The organism is uncultured Schumannella sp. (assembly GCF_905479755.1).
In the GTDB taxonomy this organism is placed as follows: domain Bacteria; phylum Actinomycetota; class Actinomycetes; order Actinomycetales; family Microbacteriaceae; genus DCRR01.
The window spans coordinates 1-15321 of sequence record NZ_CAJQNT010000012.1; the positions used below are offsets into that span (position 1 = coordinate 1).

Below are 15321 nucleotides of genomic sequence, written 5' to 3' on the forward strand. Positions count from 1 at the left end.
CGTGAGCGAAGAGCAGGGCTACGACGACGAGATTCGCGACATCGCGGACGTTCCGGCGGTCGAGGTGATCAACACCGTCGCCGTGCATCTTCTCAGCGCTGCGGCGGTCAAGACCGGGCTCGCGGATGACCCGGATGCGGCCACCGACCTCGACGAGGCGCGCAAATTGATCGACGCGCTCGCGGGACTCGTGACCGCCTCCGCGCCGCACCTCGGCGACCACCACGCGCGTGCGCTGCGCGACGGCCTGCGCTCGGTGCAGCTGGCCTTCCGTGAGGCCTCCGCCATCCCCGACGAGATCGGCAAGGGCCCGGGTGAGAAGTGGACCGGACCGGTCAACTAGCCGGACGGATCGCCACCCCGAGCGAGTCAACGCGTTCGGCGATGATCGACTCGGTCGCCCAGCGCTCGGCCACCCGCGCCACGAGCGACTCGAGTTCCGTCTCGCCGAGTCCCGGCGCGACCGCGAGCCGGATCTGGAGTTCGGGGCCCGACAGTCGTGCCTCGGGGTCGCCCGCAACCACATCGAGCCCGGACACCGCCGTCTCGCTCTCGACCGCGGCGCGCAGCACGCGCAGCACCTCGGTGTCGGCGTAGGACGGCGTCCAGTCCTCACCGGTCGCCAGGGCCCGGAACGCGGGGCGACGCAGCACGAAGCCGGCGTCGCTCGCGGGGTCGACGGCGATCAGCTCGGTGTTCTCGGACGCCGCGGCGATTGCGACGCGCGGCGCCTGGATCGGGATCGGGCGCGCCTCGGGATTCCAGCGGCGCATCGCCTCGACCCCGCTGAACGCGGGGAGCACCGCGCGACCGTCGGGGCCCTCGACGGTGACGATCGAGAGCTCTTGGGTCTTGTCGACCAGCTGACCGTGCGCGCCGACGCCCTCGTCACCGCGCACCGCGATCAGCGGAACCAGCAGACGCACATGGTGGAGCACCGCGACGAGTGCCGGGAGTTCGAGTTCGCGCGCGCGAAACGCCGCGACGGCCGCGACGAGACGCGGGTCTGGCGAGCCGTCGTCGTCGCTTTGCGCATGTTCCGGAAACGAACGCCCCGCCCAGGGAACGCCCGCCGAGTCGGTGGCGCCGGTCACGAACTCACGTTCTCGTTCAGCCGCCGGCGACGTCGAGCGCCTCGGGCAGCGTGAACGCGCCCGAGTACAGGGCCTTGCCGATGATCGCACCCTCGAGACCGAGCGGCACGAGCTCGCGCAACGCCGCGATGTCGTCGAGGTTGGCGATCCCGCCGGAGGCGATCACCGGCTTGTGCGTCTTCTCCATGACCTGGCGCAGCAAGTCGATGTTCGGCCCCTTGAGGGTGCCGTCCTTCGTGACATCGGTCACGACGTAGCGGGCGCAGCCGGCCGCCTCGAGCCGCTCCATGACGTGCCAGAGGTCGCCGCCCTCCTGCGTCCAGCCGCGGGCAGCGAGGGTGGTGCCGCGCACGTCGAGGCCCACCGCGATCGCTTCGCCGTAGGCGCCGATGACGTACGAGGCCCACTCGGGGTTCTCGAGCGCCGCCGTGCCGAGGTTGATGCGCTTGGCACCCGTCGCGAGCGCCGCCTCGAGCGTTTCGTCGTCGCGGATTCCGCCGGACAGTTCGATATTGACGTGCTTGGGGGTGTTCTTGATGACCTTCTTGATCACCGCGCGATTGTTGCCGCGTCCGAAGGCCGCATCGAGGTCCACAAGGTGAATCCACTCGGCACCGTCGTCGGCCCACTGATGCGCCGCGTCGACCGGATCGCCGTAGCTGGTCTCGGAACCGGCCTCGCCCTGCGTCAGTCGAACGGCCTTGCCGCCCGCGACGTCAACGGCGGGCAACAGGGTCAGGGCAGGGGCGATGTTGAATTCGCTCATCTCGGTCTTCCCGCGGGGAGGTCGCATCCCGCAAACAAGATTCAGATCGTAGCGCGGTTTTGTGGGCGTCGTGACCGCCGCCCGCGCGCTCAGAGCCCGCGCAACCAGTTCTCAAGCAGCGCGATGCCCGCGGCCCCGGACTTCTCGGGGTGGAACTGCGTCGCCGCGAGCGGACCGTTCTCGACGGCCGCGACGAAACGCTCGCCGTGCTCGGCCCAGGTCACCCGCGGCGGTGCGAACGCGCCGGCCGCGTCGAGCGTCCAGTCGCGCGCCGCGTAGGAGTGCACGAAGTAGAAGCGCTCGTCGCGGATCCCCTCGAACAGCCGCGAGTCCGCGGGGGCATCGATCGTGTTCCACCCGATGTGCGGCAGCACGGGGGCGTGCAGTTCCTCGACCGTGCCGGGCCACTCCCCCAGGCCCTCGACGTCGGTGCCGCGTTCGATGCCGCGCTCGAACATCACCTGCATGCCGACGCAGATTCCGAGCACCGGTCGCCCGCCCGCGAGTCGACGTTCGATCAGCTCGGCCCCGCGCACGCTCTCGAGCCCGGCCATGACGGCGGCGAACGCACCGACCCCGGGCACCAGAAGTCCGTCGGCCGCAGCGACCTTGTCGCGATCGGCCGTGAGTTCGACGCGAGCACCCGCCAACTCCAGGGCCTTCGCCGCGGAGTGCACATTGCCGGAGCCGTAGTCCAGAACCACGACCGAGGGGGATGCCGTCACGAACGACGCTCCACGGTCACAGCGAGCCCTTCGTCGACGGCACGCCGCTGACGCGCGCGTCGGGTTCGACGGCGCGGCGGAACGCCCGGGCGAGCGCCTTGAACTCGGCCTCGGCGATGTGATGCGGATCGCGCCCCGCGAGCACGGTCAGGTGCACCGTGAGCCCCGCGTGGAAGGTGATCGCTTCCAGAACGTGACGCACCATCGACCCCGTGAAGTGGCCGCCGATCAGGTGGAATTCGAAACCCTCGGGCTCGCCGGAGTGCACCAGGTACGGACGCCCGGAGACATCCACGACGGCGCGCGCGAGCGCTTCATCGAGGGGCACGTGGGCGTCGCCGTAGCGGCCGATCCCGGCCTTGTCTCCGAGGGCCTGCTTGATCGCCTGCCCCAGCACGATGCCGGTGTCCTCGACGGTGTGGTGCACGTCGATCTCGGTGTCGCCGTGCGCGCGAACCGTGAGGTCGATGAGCGAATGCTTGGTGAACGCCGTGAGCAGGTGATCGAAGAACGGAACCGTCGTGGAGATGTCGGCCGTGCCGGTGCCGTCGAGGTTGAGTTCGAGCTCGATGCTCGATTCGCTCGTCTGACGGCGCAGGCTCGCGACGCGGGATGTGCTCATGCCTGCGAGTCTATCGAGCGCCGCCCGGTCCGAGCTCGGCGAGCGCGGCCAGGAAGGCGCTGGTCTCGGCCCGCGTTCCCGCCGTAACGCGCAGCGCACCCGGAATGCCGACATCCCGAACCAGGATGTCGCGCTCGAGCAGCGCTTCGAAGGTCGCCTTCGGGGAGTCGAGCCCCTCGAACAGCACGAAGTTCGCCCAGCTCGTGTACGGCCGGTAGCCGAGTTTCGGCAACTCGTCGAGCAGGCGGTCGCGCTGAGCGCGGATGTCGTCGACCATCGCCAGCATCGCGGGCGCGTGCTCGAGCGCCGCGACCGCCGCCGCCTGCGTCAGCGCGGACAGGTGGTACGGGAGCCGCACGAGGCGGAATGCGTCGACCACCGCCGGATCGGCGGCGAGATAGCCCAGGCGCGCGCCGGCGAAGGCGAAGGCCTTGCTCATCGTGCGCGAGATCAGCAATCGCGCGCGGCCCTCGAGCAGCGTCAACGCACTCGGCTGCCCTTCGGGCATGAACTCGGCGTACGCCTCGTCGACGAAGACGATGCCGTCGGTCGCCTCGTAGGCGGCCTCGATCGTCTCGAGCGAGACGGGCGTCCCGGTCGGGTTGTTGGGGGCACAGAAGAACACGAGATCGGGCTTCTCGCGCTCGATCGCGGCGACGGCGGTCGCGGGTGAGATCTCGAAGTCGGCATCACGCTCGGCCTCGACCCACTCGGTTCCCGAACCGTGCGCGATGATCGCGTGCATCGAGTAGGTGGGCGGGAAGGCGAGCACCTTGCGCCCCGGGCCGCCGAAGGCCTGCAGGGTCTGCTGGATGATCTCGTTGGATCCGTTGCCGGCCCAGATGTGCTCGGGCTGCAGGTCGTGACCGAGGTAGTTCGCGAGTGCGTCACGGAGCGCCGTGAATTCGCGATCCGGGTAGCGGTTGATCTGCAGCACCGCCCGCGCCAGCGACTCCACGATGTGGCGCGCGGTGTCTTCGGGGATCGGGTGCGTGTTCTCGTTGACGTTGAGCGCGTAGCGCACGTGCAGCTGCGGGGCCCCGTACGGGGTCTGGCCACGCAGGTCGTCACGGATCGGAAGGTCGGAGAGCGATACCACTCGCCGAGTCTACTGAGCGAGTTGGGCGCTCAGATCGGGCCGTGACTGACCCGTCGACTCAGGGCCCGTCGACTCAGGGCCCGTCGACTCACGGTCCGTCGACTCAGGGTGCGTACGCGGTCGGGATGGCGAGCTTCTGACCCGGTTCGAGCGTGGTCGAGCTGAGCTGATTGAGCGCGACGATCTCGGCGATCACGTCACGCGGGTCAGCGCCGGGCGCGAGCGACTCGGCGACCTGCCAGAGCGACTGCCCCGGCGCGACCGAGACGTAGCTGAAGGTATCGAGCGACGCGGTGGCACCGGCGTCGGCACTCGGGGCACCGACTCCGAGGGCGAGCGCCACCAGCACGAGCGGGATCGCGGCGAGGGTACCGAAGACGGCGCGCCCCCGCGCGGTCAGCCGCAGCCGGGGCAGTGCGACGACGGTCGGATTCATCACCATGGTGCTCATCTGTCGTTCCTCGCTCTCGAGAGATTGGACAGCTCGGATCCGGTCACGGCCGGGCGACCGGATCCGAAGCTGTGTTCCGAACATATCTTCGATCGAACATATGTTCAAGTCTTGATCGGGGTTTTTTCGCAACTTTTCCGCGACACACTCGAACACTTGTTTGCCCGGGCGGGTCGGAACGGATACAGTTTCGATCGTTGAGGTGATTCGACCAGAGACCACCGACATTGGCTTCGCCTCGACCGACAACGCCTTCAGGAGGACGCGATGAGCGAGATCGATTCGACCGAGAACGGTCGCCCGGGCACCCGCCGGCGCACCAGCCTGAGCGACAAGCAGCGCGCGATTCTGGAATTCGTGCAGCGCTCCGTGGCATCACGCGGCTATCCGCCGAGCATGCGCGAGATCGGCGACGCGGTCGGACTCGCCTCCCTCTCGAGCGTCACGCATCAACTCGGCCAGCTCGAACTGAGCGGGTACCTCCGCCGTGACCCCAACCGGCCGCGCGCACTCGAGGTCCTCATCGATCTGCCCGGCAGCGAACAAGCCGAGACGACGATCCCCGTCGGCGATGCGGCGATGGTTCCGCTGGTCGGCCGGATCGCCGCCGGCATCCCGATCACGGCCGACCAGCAGGTCGACGAGGTATTCCCGCTCCCGCGCCAATTGGTCGGCAAGGGCGACCTCTTCATGCTCAAGGTGGTCGGCGAGTCGATGATCGACGCCGCGATCTGCGACGGCGACTGGGTCGTCGTGCGTCAGCAGCGTGAGGCCGAGAACGGCGAGATCGTGGCCGCGATGCTCGACGGCGAGGCCACCGTCAAGGTGTTCCGTCAGCGCGACGGCCACACCTGGCTGCTGCCGCGCAACTCCGCCTTCGAGCCGATCCTCGGCGACGAGGCCGAGGTGCTCGGCAAGGTCGTCGCCGTGCTGCGCTCGGTCTAGACCGTCTCCCCCGCCGCGCCAGCCTCGGCGACGGCGGCGCGCAACTCCTCGGCCACGCGCGCGGTCGCCAGCAGCGACAGCCGTGTTCCCGCCTCCTCGTACGCGGTGTCGATCACGCGCGCCCGCTGGTGCGCGAGCGACACCACATCGCCGCGGTCGTAGGGCACGAGCAGTTCGAGCTCGACATCCGGATGCGGCAGCAACTCGGCGATCCGCTCACGCAGCGCCTCGACGCCCTCCCCCGTGCGCGCCGAGACGAACACGGCATCCGGCTCCAATCCGCGCAGCAGGATCCGCTCGTTCTCGTCGACCAGATCCGCCTTGTTGAAGGCGACGATCTCCGGAAGATCGCGCGCTCCGACGTCGCCGATCACATCGCGCACTGTCGCGAGCTGCGCCGCCGGGTCGGGATGCGAGGCATCCACCACATGCACGATGACATCGGAGTTGCCGACCTCCTCGAGCGTCGACCGGAACGCCTCCACCAACTGATGCGGCAGGTGGCGCACGAACCCGACCGTGTCGGCGAGGGTGAACTGGCGTCCGTCGGGCGTCTGGCTGCGGCGCACCGTCGGGTCCAGGGTCGCAAACAGCGCGTTCTCGACCAGCACACCCGCGCGCGTGAGCCGGTTGAGCAGGCTCGACTTTCCCGCGTTGGTGTACCCGGCGATCGCGACGCTCGGCACCTCGAAGCGGTCACGGTTGGCGCGCTTGGCCTCACGCGCGGGGGCGAACCCCTTGATCTGCCGACGGAGCTTCGCCATCCGGGTGTGGATGCGCCGACGGTCGAGCTCGATCTTCGTCTCACCCGGTCCGCGGCTTCCCATTCCGGCTCCCGCACCACCGACCTGACCACCGGCCTGGCGCGACATCGACTCACCCCAGCCGCGCAAGCGCGGCAGCAGGTATTCGAGCTGCGCCAGTTCGACCTGGGCCTTGCCCTCACGGCTCTTCGCGTGCTGGCTGAAGATGTCGAGGATGACCGCCGTGCGGTCGATGACCTTGACCTTCACCCGGTCCTCCAGCGCGCGGCGCTGGCTCGGCGAGAGTTCGGTGTCGGCGATCACGGTGTCGGCACCGAGGTGCGCCACGATCATGCGGAGCTCTTCCACCTTGCCGCGACCCAGGTAGGTCGAGGCATCGGGATGCGGGCGGCGCTGCAGCAGTCCGTCGAGCACCACGGCCCCTGCCGTCTCCGCCAGAGCGGCGAGCTCGCGGAGCGAGTTCTCGGCGTCTTCCAGGGCACGCGCGGCATTGCCCGAACTCGAGTACACCCCGATCAGCACGACGTTCTCGAGGCGCAATTGGCGGTACTCGACCTCGGTGACATCCTCGAGCTCGGTCGAGAGCCCGGCGACGCGGCGTAGCGCCGCGCGCTCCTCGCGATCGAATTGCTCGCCGTCGAGCTCGGACTCTTCGGAGTGCGCCCCGAGCGCCGTCGCTCGACCGCGCCCGAACACGGAAACCTTGTCGACGCGCGTGTCCTCGCGCCCCAGGACGCGATCCAGCATCCGGTCGTCTTCTTCAGTCATGGACTCTCACCCTCTGGTGCGGTAGTTCGGTAGATTCTCTGCATGGCCCCGCCCGATCATTACTTCTCGTCGGAGCCCGGAAGTGGATATGTGCCGCGGGAGATCACGGTCCGTCTCGCGGGCGAGGACCGTGTCCTCACCTCCGCGCCCGGGGTCTTCAGTCCGGAGCGCCTCGATGCCGGCACGAGCGTCTTGTTGTCGCATGTTCCCGCGCCGCCGCCGGGCGGAAACCTGCTCGATCTCGGGTGCGGGTGGGGACCCATCGCTCTGTCGCTCGCGCTCGAATCGCCCCACGCCACCGTGTGGGCCGTCGACGTCAATCAGCGGGCGCTCGATCTCGTGCGCCAGAACGCCGCGCGCCTGGGTCTGGACAACATCACCGCCTGTACACCCGACCATGTTCCCACAGATGTGCGTTTCATGACGATCTGGTCGAACCCGCCGATCCGCGTCGGCAAGAACGAACTGCATTCGATGCTCTCGATGTGGCTGCCGCGACTCGAGGTCGGCACGGATGCCTGGCTGGTCGTGCAGCGGAACCTCGGCTCGGACTCCCTGCATCGCTGGTTGCAGGCCGAGTTCCCGGACGACCTCGCCGTCACCCGGGCCGCCACCCACAAGGGCTACCGCGTGCTGCGGGCTCGGCGCCGGTCCGGTTCGGGACTCACCGAGCCGATCTCGGTCATCCCCGAGGCGGGCTAGAGCTCCAACGCGCCGTCGAAGACGAGTTCGGCCGGGCCGCTGAGCGCGACATGCGACTCTCCCGCGACCTCGAACACCCGCACCCCGACGACGCCGCCGGGAACGGCGACGCTCCAGGTGTCGGGTGCCCCTTGCCCGGCCCAGTGGCGCGTCGCGAGCGCGGCTGCCGCCGCTCCCGTGCCACAGGAGAGGGTCTCGCCGCTGCCGCGCTCGTGAACACGCATGCGGATACGGCCGACGCCGGCCTCGACGAGCGGCTCGGCCGGGACGACGAATTCGACGTTCGCGCCCTGGGGGGCGGCGGGGACGAGTTCGGGGGCGCGTCCGAGTTCCAGACCGTCGAGTTCCGCCTCGTCGCTCAGCGCCACCACGACGTGCGGGTTGCCGACACCGATCGCGAGCCCGGGGCGCGGAACGTCGAGCCCGTCTGCATCCACCCGCACTTCGCCCTCGGCCACGAACCACGCCCCGAGGTCGACCTCGAAGCCGTCGGCCGTGCGCGTCAGGTGACGGACGCCGCCGCGCGTGCCGATCGTGATCGTCTCGCCGACCTCCAGGTCGATCAGGCCGCGGTCCAGCAAAAACGCGCCGTAGACGCGGATGCCGTTGCCGCACATCTCCGCGGGGCTTCCGTCGGCGTTGTGGTAGTCCATGAACCACTCGGCGGCGGGATCTTCGTCGAGCGTCGCGGCCCCCTCGGGCAGTCGCGACGAACGGACCGCGCGGATGACGCCGTCCGCCCCGACCCCGAAGTGCCGGTCGGAGATCGCCGCGAGTTCGCGTTCATCGAGGGCGCGTTCGCCGTCGGGATCGGCGAACAGGACGAAGTCGTTGCCGGTGCCGTGCCCCTTGGTGAAGGCGAGAATGCTCATGCGTCGAGCCTAACGGCGCGCCGCAGACAGCGCCGCGCGCACGACATCGGTCGCGGTGTCGACGCGGTTCACGTCGCGGGCCTCGAGCCAGTGGGTGTCGCGATACCGGCCGAACCAGCTCACCTGGCGCCGCGCGTAGCGCCGCGTCAGCGCGGCGGTCTGCTCCATCGCCTCCTCGGCGGTCAGGTCGCCGTCGAGTTGCGCGAGGGCCTGCGCGTAGCCGATCGCCCGGCTCGCTGTCGCCCCCAGCCCGGCGGGCCGCAGACGCTCGACTTCGGAGACGAGGCCGCCCGCCCACATTCCGGTGACGCGCCGGTCGAGCCTTTCGACGAGCGCCGCACGCTCATCACGCAGTCCGAGTGTCACGGTGGGGTGCCACAGCTGCGTTTCGCTCGGTAGCCCCGCGCCGAACGGCCCTCCGGTGATCTCGATCACTTCGAGCGCCCGCACGAGTCGGCGGCCGTTGTGCGGGCCGATGCCGTCGGCCGCGGCCGGATCCACCTCGCGCAGCCGCCGGTGCAGGATTCCGGGCCCTTCCGCCGCGAGCTCCTCCTCGAGCCGGGCGCGCACGACGGGATCGGTGCCGGGGAACTGGAAGTCGTAGATCACGCTCGAGACGTACAGCCCACTGCCGCCGACGAGGATCGGAACGGCTCCGCGTGCGGTGATGTCGTCGACGAGCTGGCGAGCCTCGACCTGGTAGCGGGCGACGCTAGCTTCCTCGCGGGGTTCGAGCACATCCAGCAGATGGTGCGGGACCCCGCGGCGGGCGACCATGCCGAGTTTCGCGGTGCCGATGTCCATGCCGCGGTAGAGCTGCATCGCATCCGCGTTGATGATCTCGGCGGGCAGGCCCGCGGCATCCAGTCGCTCGACGAGATCGAGCGACAGCTGGGACTTGCCGGTCCCGGTGGGGCCGACGATGGCGACGATCATGCGCGACGTCGCCGAGTCACGGGGTGTCGGTTCCGGGCCCGATCCGAAGGCTCGGGAGACCGAGGTTGACGGTGCGCTCGGTCGCGGCCACGGCACCCGCAGCGGCGGGCACGGCGCAGCTCTCGGCCTCGGAGCGATCCCAGGCGTCGCCCGCTTGCGTGCGGCGCACCTCGAGCAGGTCGCCCGCGGGGGCCGCGAGCAGGAAGTGCGGGGTGCTGCGGGTGACGGTCACACGCACGACATCGCCGGGCCGCGGGATCTCGCTGCCGGCGGGGACATCGAAGTGCACGAGCCGGTTGTCTTCGGCACGGCCCGACAGTCGGTCGCGCTCGGCATCGCGGCGGCCTTCTCCGGCCGCGACGAGCACCTCGAGCTCGCGCCCGACGAGAGCCTGGTTCTCCTCGCCGGAGATGCGCTCCTGCAGGGCCACGAGACGCTCGTAGCGCTCCTGCACGACGGCCTTCGGCACCTGGTCGGGCATCGTCGCGGCGGGCGTGCCGGGGCGAATCGAGTACTGGAAGGTGAAGGCGCTCGCAAACCGGGAAGCTTCGACGACGCGCAGCGTCTCGGCGAAGTCCTCCTCGGTCTCACCGGGGAACCCGACGATGATGTCGGTCGTGATCGCCGCGTGCGGGATGCGCTCGCGCACCCGGTCGAGGATCCCCAGAAAGCGTTCGGAGCGGTAGGAGCGCCGCATCGCCTTCAGGATGCGATCCGACCCGGACTGCAGCGGCATGTGCAACTGCGGCATGACGTTCGGCGTCTCGGCCATCGCGTCGATCACATCGTCGGTGAAGGCGGCGGGGTGCGGGCTGGTGAAGCGGATGCGCTCGAGCCCGTCGATCTCGCCGGCGGCGCGAAGGAGCTTGGAGAAGGCCTGGCGGTCGCCGAACTCGACGCCGTAGGAGTTGACGTTCTGCCCGAGCAGGGTGACTTCGATCGCGCCGTCGTCGACGAGCAGTTGGATCTCGGAGAGGATGTCGCCCGGGCGACGGTCTTTCTCTTTGCCGCGGAGGCTCGGGACGATGCAGAAGGTGCAGGTGTTGTTGCAGCCGACCGAGATCGACACCCAGCCACTGGAGACGGAGTCGCGGCGGGTGGGCAGCGTCGAGGGGAACACCTCGAGCGACTCGAGGATCTCGAGCTGGGCTTCACCGTTGTGGCGCGCACGCTCGAGCAGCGTCGGGAGCGAGCCCATGTTGTGCGTGCCGAAAACGACGTCGACCCAGGGGGCCTTGTCGAGGATGACGTTCTTGTCTTTTTGGGCGAGGCACCCGCCCACGGCGATCTGCATGCCCGCGCGCTCGCGCTTCGTCGACGCGAGGTGTCCGAGGGTGCCGTAGAGCTTGTTGTCGGCGTTCTCGCGCACCGCACAGGTGTTGATCACGACGACGTCCGCGGGGGCGCCGTCGGCGCGCACATAACCCGCGGCCTCCAGAGATCCACGCAACCGCTCGGAGTCGTGCACGTTCATCTGGCAGCCGAAGGTGCGCACCTCGTAGGTACGGGCCGACGCGGTCGCGTCGGTGGGCTGCGCATCAAGAAGAGTCATGATGCCCCCAGTTTACGCAGGGCCCGCTGCGGGCCCGCTCAGCGGAACCGCACCGAGCTCGCCGTGCGCTCGGGGAGCGCGTGCGCGACCGCGGCACGGACGGTGCTGCCGTCGTAGCCGCGGCGCGCCAGGTAGCCGCTGAGGCGCCGCACGGCGGTCTCGCGGTCGTAGCTCTGCAGCTGTCGGGCGCGCGTCTCGGCGAGCTCTTTGGCGCGCGCCAGTTCGTCACTGCCCTCGACGAGTTCGAGCGCGTACTCGATCGCGGCGGGCGAGAGCAGCCGTCGTGTGAGCTCCGCCGCAACCGCCTGACGCCCGAGCCCTTTGCGCTCTTGCAGTCGGCCGACGAGGTCTTGAGCGAGCGCCGTGTCGTCGATCAGCCCGACGCTCTCGAGCCGTTCGAGCTCCTCCTCGATCGTCTGCTCGTCGAGCTCGCGGGCCCGGAGCGTGCGCTCGACCTCGCGCCGGGACATCCCCCGGCGGGTGAGGGCGTGCAGCGCCACGTTCTCGGCGCGCCGCCGGGTGCGCTCGGTGTCGCGTTCCACGGCCTCCGCCACGACCTCGCGGAGGGTGACCGGCTCGTCGTCGCGGGACGGGGCCGCCGCCGGCGCCTCCTCCGGCGGCCGCGCCCCGGGCAGGTAGGTGACCGGGGCGAGCCGCTCTTCGGAATTCGTCATCAGCTTCTCCGTCTGCGTCGTCGGCCAGCGAGACTACGCGTTCGCCACCTTCGCGAGCGGGGCCGGTTCGGCGCTCGCGGCGTTCGCCGCTGCCCCCGCCTTGCCCGGCTTGGTCGCGGCCGACTCGGCAGCCTCCGCCGCCTCGGCCATGGCCGCGGCGGCGGCTGCCTTGCCGAGCGCGCCGATGCCGAGCTTGCTGAGGATCTTCGACTCGATCTCGTTCGCCATCGCCGGGTTCTGCAGCAGGAAGTTGCGCGCGTTCTCTTTGCCCTGGCCGAGCTGATCACCGTCGTAGGTGTACCAGGCGCCGGACTTCCGAACGATCGAGTGCTCCACGCCGTAGTCGATCAGGCTTCCCTCGCGTGAAATGCCGACCCCGTAGAGGATGTCGAACTCGGCCTGCTTGAAGGGCGGCGCCATCTTGTTCTTGACGACCTTGACGCGCGTCCGGTTTCCGACCGCGTCGGTGCCGTCCTTGAGGGTCTCGATCCGTCGGATGTCGAGCCGCACGGAGGCGTAGAACTTGAGCGCCTTGCCGCCGGCCGTGGTCTCGGGGCTTCCGAAGAAGACGCCGATCTTCTCGCGCAGCTGGTTGATGAAGATCATCGTGGTCTGCGTCTGGTTGAGACCACCGGTGAGCTTGCGCAAGGCCTGCGACATCAAGCGCGCCTGAAGACCGACGTGGCTGTCGCCCATCTCGCCCTCGATCTCGGCTCGCGGCACGAGCGCCGCCACCGAGTCGATGACGATCAGGTCGATCGATCCCGAGCGCACGAGCATGTCGGCGATCTCGAGGGCCTGCTCACCCGTGTCGGGCTGCGAGACCAGGAGGGCATCGATGTCGACGCCGAGCTTGGCGGCGTACTCGGGGTCGAGCGCGTGCTCGGCGTCGATGAACGCCGCGATGCCGCCGTCGCGCTGGGCGTTGGCGATCGCGTGCAGCGTGAGCGTGGTCTTACCCGAGGACTCCGGACCGTAGATCTCGACGATGCGGCCGCGCGGGAGTCCTCCGATGCCGAGCGCAACGTCAAGCGCGATCGATCCGGTGGGGATCACGGCAACCGGGGCGCGCTCATCGCTGCCGAGACGCATCACCGTTCCCTTGCCGAACTGACGATCGATTTGTGCGAGTGCGGTCTCGAGGGCCTTCTCGCGGTCTGCGGGTGAGGGCATGATCTGTTCTCCTTCAGTTCGGCGACGCCGTCTCACGGTGTCGCGGGGTGATGCGCCCATCGACTGTCGTTCCTGCGGGGTCCGATGGTGCCAGGACTCCGCCCTTCCGACAGGGCTGTCAGAGTGCTCTCTAACGAGGTTGACGCTACGCTCCGGCACCGACATTGGGGCTCAGGCGCGGCGCTCAGCGTTCACAACTCGTCTTCGAACGACTCTGGTGAGGAGACTATCTCGGATCGAATGAATGTTCGAGACCCGGGCGCGCGGCGTGTCGTCGGCGGCGAACTCCTCGACGAACGGCAGGCGAGGTCAGCCGCGCGGCGGAGCCGGGCGTCCGGCCCCGTGCCAGCGGTCGCGAGGAACCTCCTGCTCACGACACAGCGCGATCCAGACCTCCCGCGGCGCCACCCCACGCGACAGCGCCTCGGCCCCGGTGCGATTGCCCAGCTCGACGAGCGTCGTCTCGCGCAGGAGCACGCGCCCGAAGGCGCCGAACTCCCCCTCGAGCGCGCGCTCGAACTCGCTGAGCTTCATGACTCTCCTCGATGTCGCGACCGGGCGGCCGGGTGACCGCATCCCGGAACGACCAGACTACGGAACGACAAAGCCCCGACCGGGGTCGGGGCTTTGCATGTCTCGGGGACGACTACCGGACCGCGAGGTCCGCGTCGAACTCGGCGACCAGGTCATCGGGGAGCGTGTCGGGAACGACCGAGCCCGTCTCGACGCCTTCGATCACGGCCAGGCGGTCGCCCACCTCACGCATGATGACCGAGATCGGGGTCTCGAGTGCCTCGGCGACGGAGGCGAGGATCTCGGAGCTGGCCTCTTTCTGACCGCGCTCGACCTCGCTGAGGTAACCCAGCGCCACGCTCGCGCGGCCCGCCACCTGACGCAGCGTCATCGCCTTCTGCAGACGGTAGTCACGGAGAACATCGCCGATTTCCTGACGGACCAGAACCATGGTGTCCTCCTCACTCAGTTCCGCGGGGTTGCTCACGCTACCCCATCGAATACCGAAAACTCTAATCTCTACCGCCTGCGGGATCGCTGTGACGGCTTCATCTGTAACGTGATCGAAACGCCCACTATTCCGCGAGTGCCCGAATCAGTAGTGCGAGGGATTCGGAGACGACGCCGCGGCGGATTGCCTCACGATCTCCCGCGAGCCGCACCGGCAGAATCGACTCTCCGTCCGCCGAGGCGAGCGCGACGAAGGCGACCCCCGGCGGATGCCCGTCTTGCGAGTCCGGACCGGCAACGCCCGTCGTCGCCAGCCCGAACGACGCGGGTGCCCCATCGGGGCCCAGCCGCTCCCGCGCCCCGCGCGCCATCTGGCGAGCGACCTCGGCGTCGACCGGGCCGACACGCTTCAGCAGGCCGGCATCGACGCCGAGCAGCCGCGCCTTGAGTTCGGTCGCGTAGGCCACGACGCCGCCGCGCACCACGAGCGACGCCCCGGGCACCGAGATCAGTTCGGCGACGAGGAGCCCGCCGGTGAGCGACTCCGCCACCGCGATCGTCTCGCCGCGCCGGGTGAGAGCTTCGACGACCTCGGCGGCGTGCGAGCGCATCCGCGCCTCAGCCGTGAGCACGGGCGACGCGAACCGCCTGCCAGACGTACTGCACGCCGCTCACCACGGTGAGCACGAGCGCCGCAGCCATGAGCGTCCAGTTGACCCAGAACACCCACTCCCCGAGCCACTCCCACAGGGGGACGAGCGCGAACGAGATCGCGACCGCCTGAATGACCGTCTTGAGCTTGCCGAGGAAGCCGGCGGCGATCACCCGGTCTCGCAACAGCGCGAACCGCATCGCCGTGATGCCGAGTTCGCGCACGAGGATGACGATCGTCACCCACCACCAGAGTTCGCCCAGCAGCGACAGCGCGACGAGTCCGCTCAGCACGAGACCCTTGTCGGCGATCGGGTCGACGAGCTTGCCGAAGTCGGTGACCAGGTTCTGGCGCCGCGCGAGCATCCCGTCAACCGAATCGGTCGCGATCAGGACGACGAACATGATGCCGGCGATCAGACGCCACTGTCCGTGCTCGCCGCCGTCGAGGAACAGCAGCCAGAGAAAGACCGGCGTGAGCAGGATGCGCACGACCGTGATGATGTTGGCGAGGTTTCCCATGCTCGCGGGCGTGTCGCCGTGGCGGGCCACGCGGCCGCGCAT

19 protein-coding genes are annotated in these 15321 nt (G+C 69.4%); 3 read left to right on the forward strand and 16 right to left on the reverse strand.

The window, feature by feature from the left end:
• The first annotated feature begins 1 nt into the window (after position 1).
• A complete protein-coding gene (locus tag QZ258_RS04035) occupies positions 2-343 on the forward strand; it encodes a DUF1844 domain-containing protein (RefSeq protein ID WP_294179259.1) in 342 nt (113 codons plus the stop codon).
• Here QZ258_RS04035 and QZ258_RS04040 read toward each other — a convergent pair.
• The 6 genes from QZ258_RS04040 to QZ258_RS04065 form a co-directional block, all read right to left on the reverse strand.
• Positions 336-1094 (reverse strand): SseB family protein, encoded by a 759-nt coding sequence (locus QZ258_RS04040; protein WP_294179260.1) that lies wholly within the window; start codon positions 1092-1094, stop codon positions 336-338. The two genes, QZ258_RS04035 and QZ258_RS04040, sit on opposite strands and share 8 nt — an antisense overlap.
• A 16-nt stretch (positions 1095-1110) precedes the next feature.
• Entirely contained in the window at positions 1111-1860 is a 750-nt protein-coding gene (gene priA / locus QZ258_RS04045) for a bifunctional 1-(5-phosphoribosyl)-5-((5-phosphoribosylamino)methylideneamino)imidazole-4-carboxamide isomerase/phosphoribosylanthranilate isomerase PriA (RefSeq protein WP_294179261.1), read from the reverse strand.
• A gap of 89 nt (positions 1861-1949) precedes the next feature.
• On the reverse strand, positions 1950-2585 hold the full coding sequence (gene hisH / locus QZ258_RS04050; RefSeq protein WP_294179262.1) for an imidazole glycerol phosphate synthase subunit HisH: 636 nt from the start codon (positions 2583-2585) through the stop codon (positions 1950-1952).
• Between the two features lie 16 nt (positions 2586-2601).
• Positions 2602-3207: an imidazoleglycerol-phosphate dehydratase HisB gene (gene hisB, locus QZ258_RS04055; protein WP_294179263.1), complete on the reverse strand. Its 606-nt coding sequence runs from the start codon at positions 3205-3207 to the stop codon at positions 2602-2604.
• Positions 3208-3217: 10 nt separating this feature from the next.
• Complete coding sequence (locus QZ258_RS04060; protein ID WP_294179264.1) at positions 3218-4306, reverse strand: histidinol-phosphate transaminase; 1089 nt, start codon at positions 4304-4306, stop codon at positions 3218-3220.
• 103 nt (positions 4307-4409) lie between these two features.
• Entirely contained in the window at positions 4410-4757 is a 348-nt protein-coding gene (locus QZ258_RS04065) for a LysM peptidoglycan-binding domain-containing protein (protein WP_294179265.1), read from the reverse strand.
• A gap of 267 nt (positions 4758-5024) precedes the next feature.
• Between QZ258_RS04065 and lexA the strand changes: the two genes are divergently transcribed.
• Positions 5025-5702, forward strand: coding sequence for a transcriptional repressor LexA (gene lexA / locus QZ258_RS04070; protein WP_294179266.1), 678 nt, complete (start codon positions 5025-5027; stop codon positions 5700-5702).
• Here the strand turns inward: lexA and hflX are convergent.
• On the reverse strand, positions 5699-7234 hold the full coding sequence (gene hflX, locus QZ258_RS04075) for a GTPase HflX (protein WP_294179267.1): 1536 nt from the start codon (positions 7232-7234) through the stop codon (positions 5699-5701). The genes lexA and hflX overlap by 4 nt on opposite strands.
• A gap of 42 nt (positions 7235-7276) precedes the next feature.
• On the opposite strand from hflX, the gene QZ258_RS04080 reads away from it, so the two are divergent.
• On the forward strand, positions 7277-7936 hold the full coding sequence (locus QZ258_RS04080; protein ID WP_294179268.1) for a class I SAM-dependent methyltransferase: 660 nt from the start codon (positions 7277-7279) through the stop codon (positions 7934-7936).
• Here QZ258_RS04080 and dapF read toward each other — a convergent pair.
• The 9 genes from dapF to pgsA form a co-directional block, all read right to left on the reverse strand.
• Positions 7933-8808, reverse strand: a complete 876-nt coding sequence (dapF, locus tag QZ258_RS04085) for a diaminopimelate epimerase (RefSeq protein WP_294179269.1) — start codon at positions 8806-8808, stop codon at positions 7933-7935. The two genes, QZ258_RS04080 and dapF, sit on opposite strands and share 4 nt — an antisense overlap.
• Before the next feature lie 9 nt (positions 8809-8817).
• Complete coding sequence (miaA, locus tag QZ258_RS04090; RefSeq protein WP_294179270.1) at positions 8818-9744, reverse strand: tRNA (adenosine(37)-N6)-dimethylallyltransferase MiaA; 927 nt, start codon at positions 9742-9744, stop codon at positions 8818-8820.
• A gap of 16 nt (positions 9745-9760) precedes the next feature.
• Entirely contained in the window at positions 9761-11296 is a 1536-nt protein-coding gene (gene miaB, locus QZ258_RS04095; RefSeq protein WP_294179271.1) for a tRNA (N6-isopentenyl adenosine(37)-C2)-methylthiotransferase MiaB, read from the reverse strand.
• Positions 11297-11334: 38 nt separating this feature from the next.
• Positions 11335-11970, reverse strand: a complete 636-nt coding sequence (locus QZ258_RS04100) for a regulatory protein RecX (protein WP_294179272.1) — start codon at positions 11968-11970, stop codon at positions 11335-11337.
• 33 nt (positions 11971-12003) lie between these two features.
• Positions 12004-13143 (reverse strand): recombinase RecA, encoded by a 1140-nt coding sequence (recA, locus tag QZ258_RS04105; RefSeq protein ID WP_294179273.1) that lies wholly within the window; start codon positions 13141-13143, stop codon positions 12004-12006.
• 309 nt (positions 13144-13452) lie between these two features.
• Positions 13453-13677: a DUF3046 domain-containing protein gene (locus QZ258_RS04110; RefSeq protein WP_294179274.1), complete on the reverse strand. Its 225-nt coding sequence runs from the start codon at positions 13675-13677 to the stop codon at positions 13453-13455.
• A 112-nt stretch (positions 13678-13789) separates the two neighbouring features.
• Positions 13790-14107 (reverse strand): helix-turn-helix domain-containing protein, encoded by a 318-nt coding sequence (locus QZ258_RS04115; RefSeq protein WP_294179275.1) that lies wholly within the window; start codon positions 14105-14107, stop codon positions 13790-13792.
• Positions 14108-14231: 124 nt separating this feature from the next.
• Complete coding sequence (locus tag QZ258_RS04120; protein WP_363181992.1) at positions 14232-14738, reverse strand: nicotinamide-nucleotide amidohydrolase family protein; 507 nt, start codon at positions 14736-14738, stop codon at positions 14232-14234.
• Positions 14725-15321: a CDP-diacylglycerol--glycerol-3-phosphate 3-phosphatidyltransferase gene (gene pgsA / locus QZ258_RS04125; RefSeq protein ID WP_294179292.1), complete on the reverse strand. Its 597-nt coding sequence runs from the start codon at positions 15319-15321 to the stop codon at positions 14725-14727. The genes QZ258_RS04120 and pgsA overlap by 14 nt, the downstream gene beginning before the upstream one ends.

Bases quoted from the DNA above. Each gene is read 5' to 3' on its own strand.
- QZ258_RS04115 (WP_294179275.1), bottom strand. From the start codon at position 14,107: ATGGTTCTGGTCCGTCAGGAAATCGGCGATGTTCTCCGTGACTACCGT.
- QZ258_RS04080 (WP_294179268.1), top strand. From the start codon at position 7,277: ATGGCCCCGCCCGATCATTACTTCTCGTCGGAGCCCGGAAGTGGATAT.
- dapF (WP_294179269.1), bottom strand. From the start codon at position 8,808: ATGAGCATTCTCGCCTTCACCAAGGGGCACGGCACCGGCAACGACTTC.
- miaB (WP_294179271.1), bottom strand. From the start codon at position 11,296: ATGACTCTTCTTGATGCGCAGCCCACCGACGCGACCGCGTCGGCCCGT.
- lexA (WP_294179266.1), top strand. From the start codon at position 5,025: ATGAGCGAGATCGATTCGACCGAGAACGGTCGCCCGGGCACCCGCCGG.
- recA (WP_294179273.1), bottom strand. From the start codon at position 13,143: ATGCCCTCACCCGCAGACCGCGAGAAGGCCCTCGAGACCGCACTCGCA.
- priA (WP_294179261.1), bottom strand. From the start codon at position 1,860: ATGAGCGAATTCAACATCGCCCCTGCCCTGACCCTGTTGCCCGCCGTT.
- QZ258_RS04110 (WP_294179274.1), bottom strand. From the start codon at position 13,677: ATGAAGCTCAGCGAGTTCGAGCGCGCGCTCGAGGGGGAGTTCGGCGCC.
- hisB (WP_294179263.1), bottom strand. From the start codon at position 3,207: ATGAGCACATCCCGCGTCGCGAGCCTGCGCCGTCAGACGAGCGAATCG.
- miaA (WP_294179270.1), bottom strand. From the start codon at position 9,744: ATGATCGTCGCCATCGTCGGCCCCACCGGGACCGGCAAGTCCCAGCTG.
- QZ258_RS04065 (WP_294179265.1), bottom strand. From the start codon at position 4,757: ATGAGCACCATGGTGATGAATCCGACCGTCGTCGCACTGCCCCGGCTG.
- hflX (WP_294179267.1), bottom strand. From the start codon at position 7,234: ATGACTGAAGAAGACGACCGGATGCTGGATCGCGTCCTGGGGCGCGAG.
- QZ258_RS04100 (WP_294179272.1), bottom strand. From the start codon at position 11,970: ATGACGAATTCCGAAGAGCGGCTCGCCCCGGTCACCTACCTGCCCGGG.
- pgsA (WP_294179292.1), bottom strand. From the start codon at position 15,321: ATGCGCGGCCGCGTGGCCCGCCACGGCGACACGCCCGCGAGCATGGGA.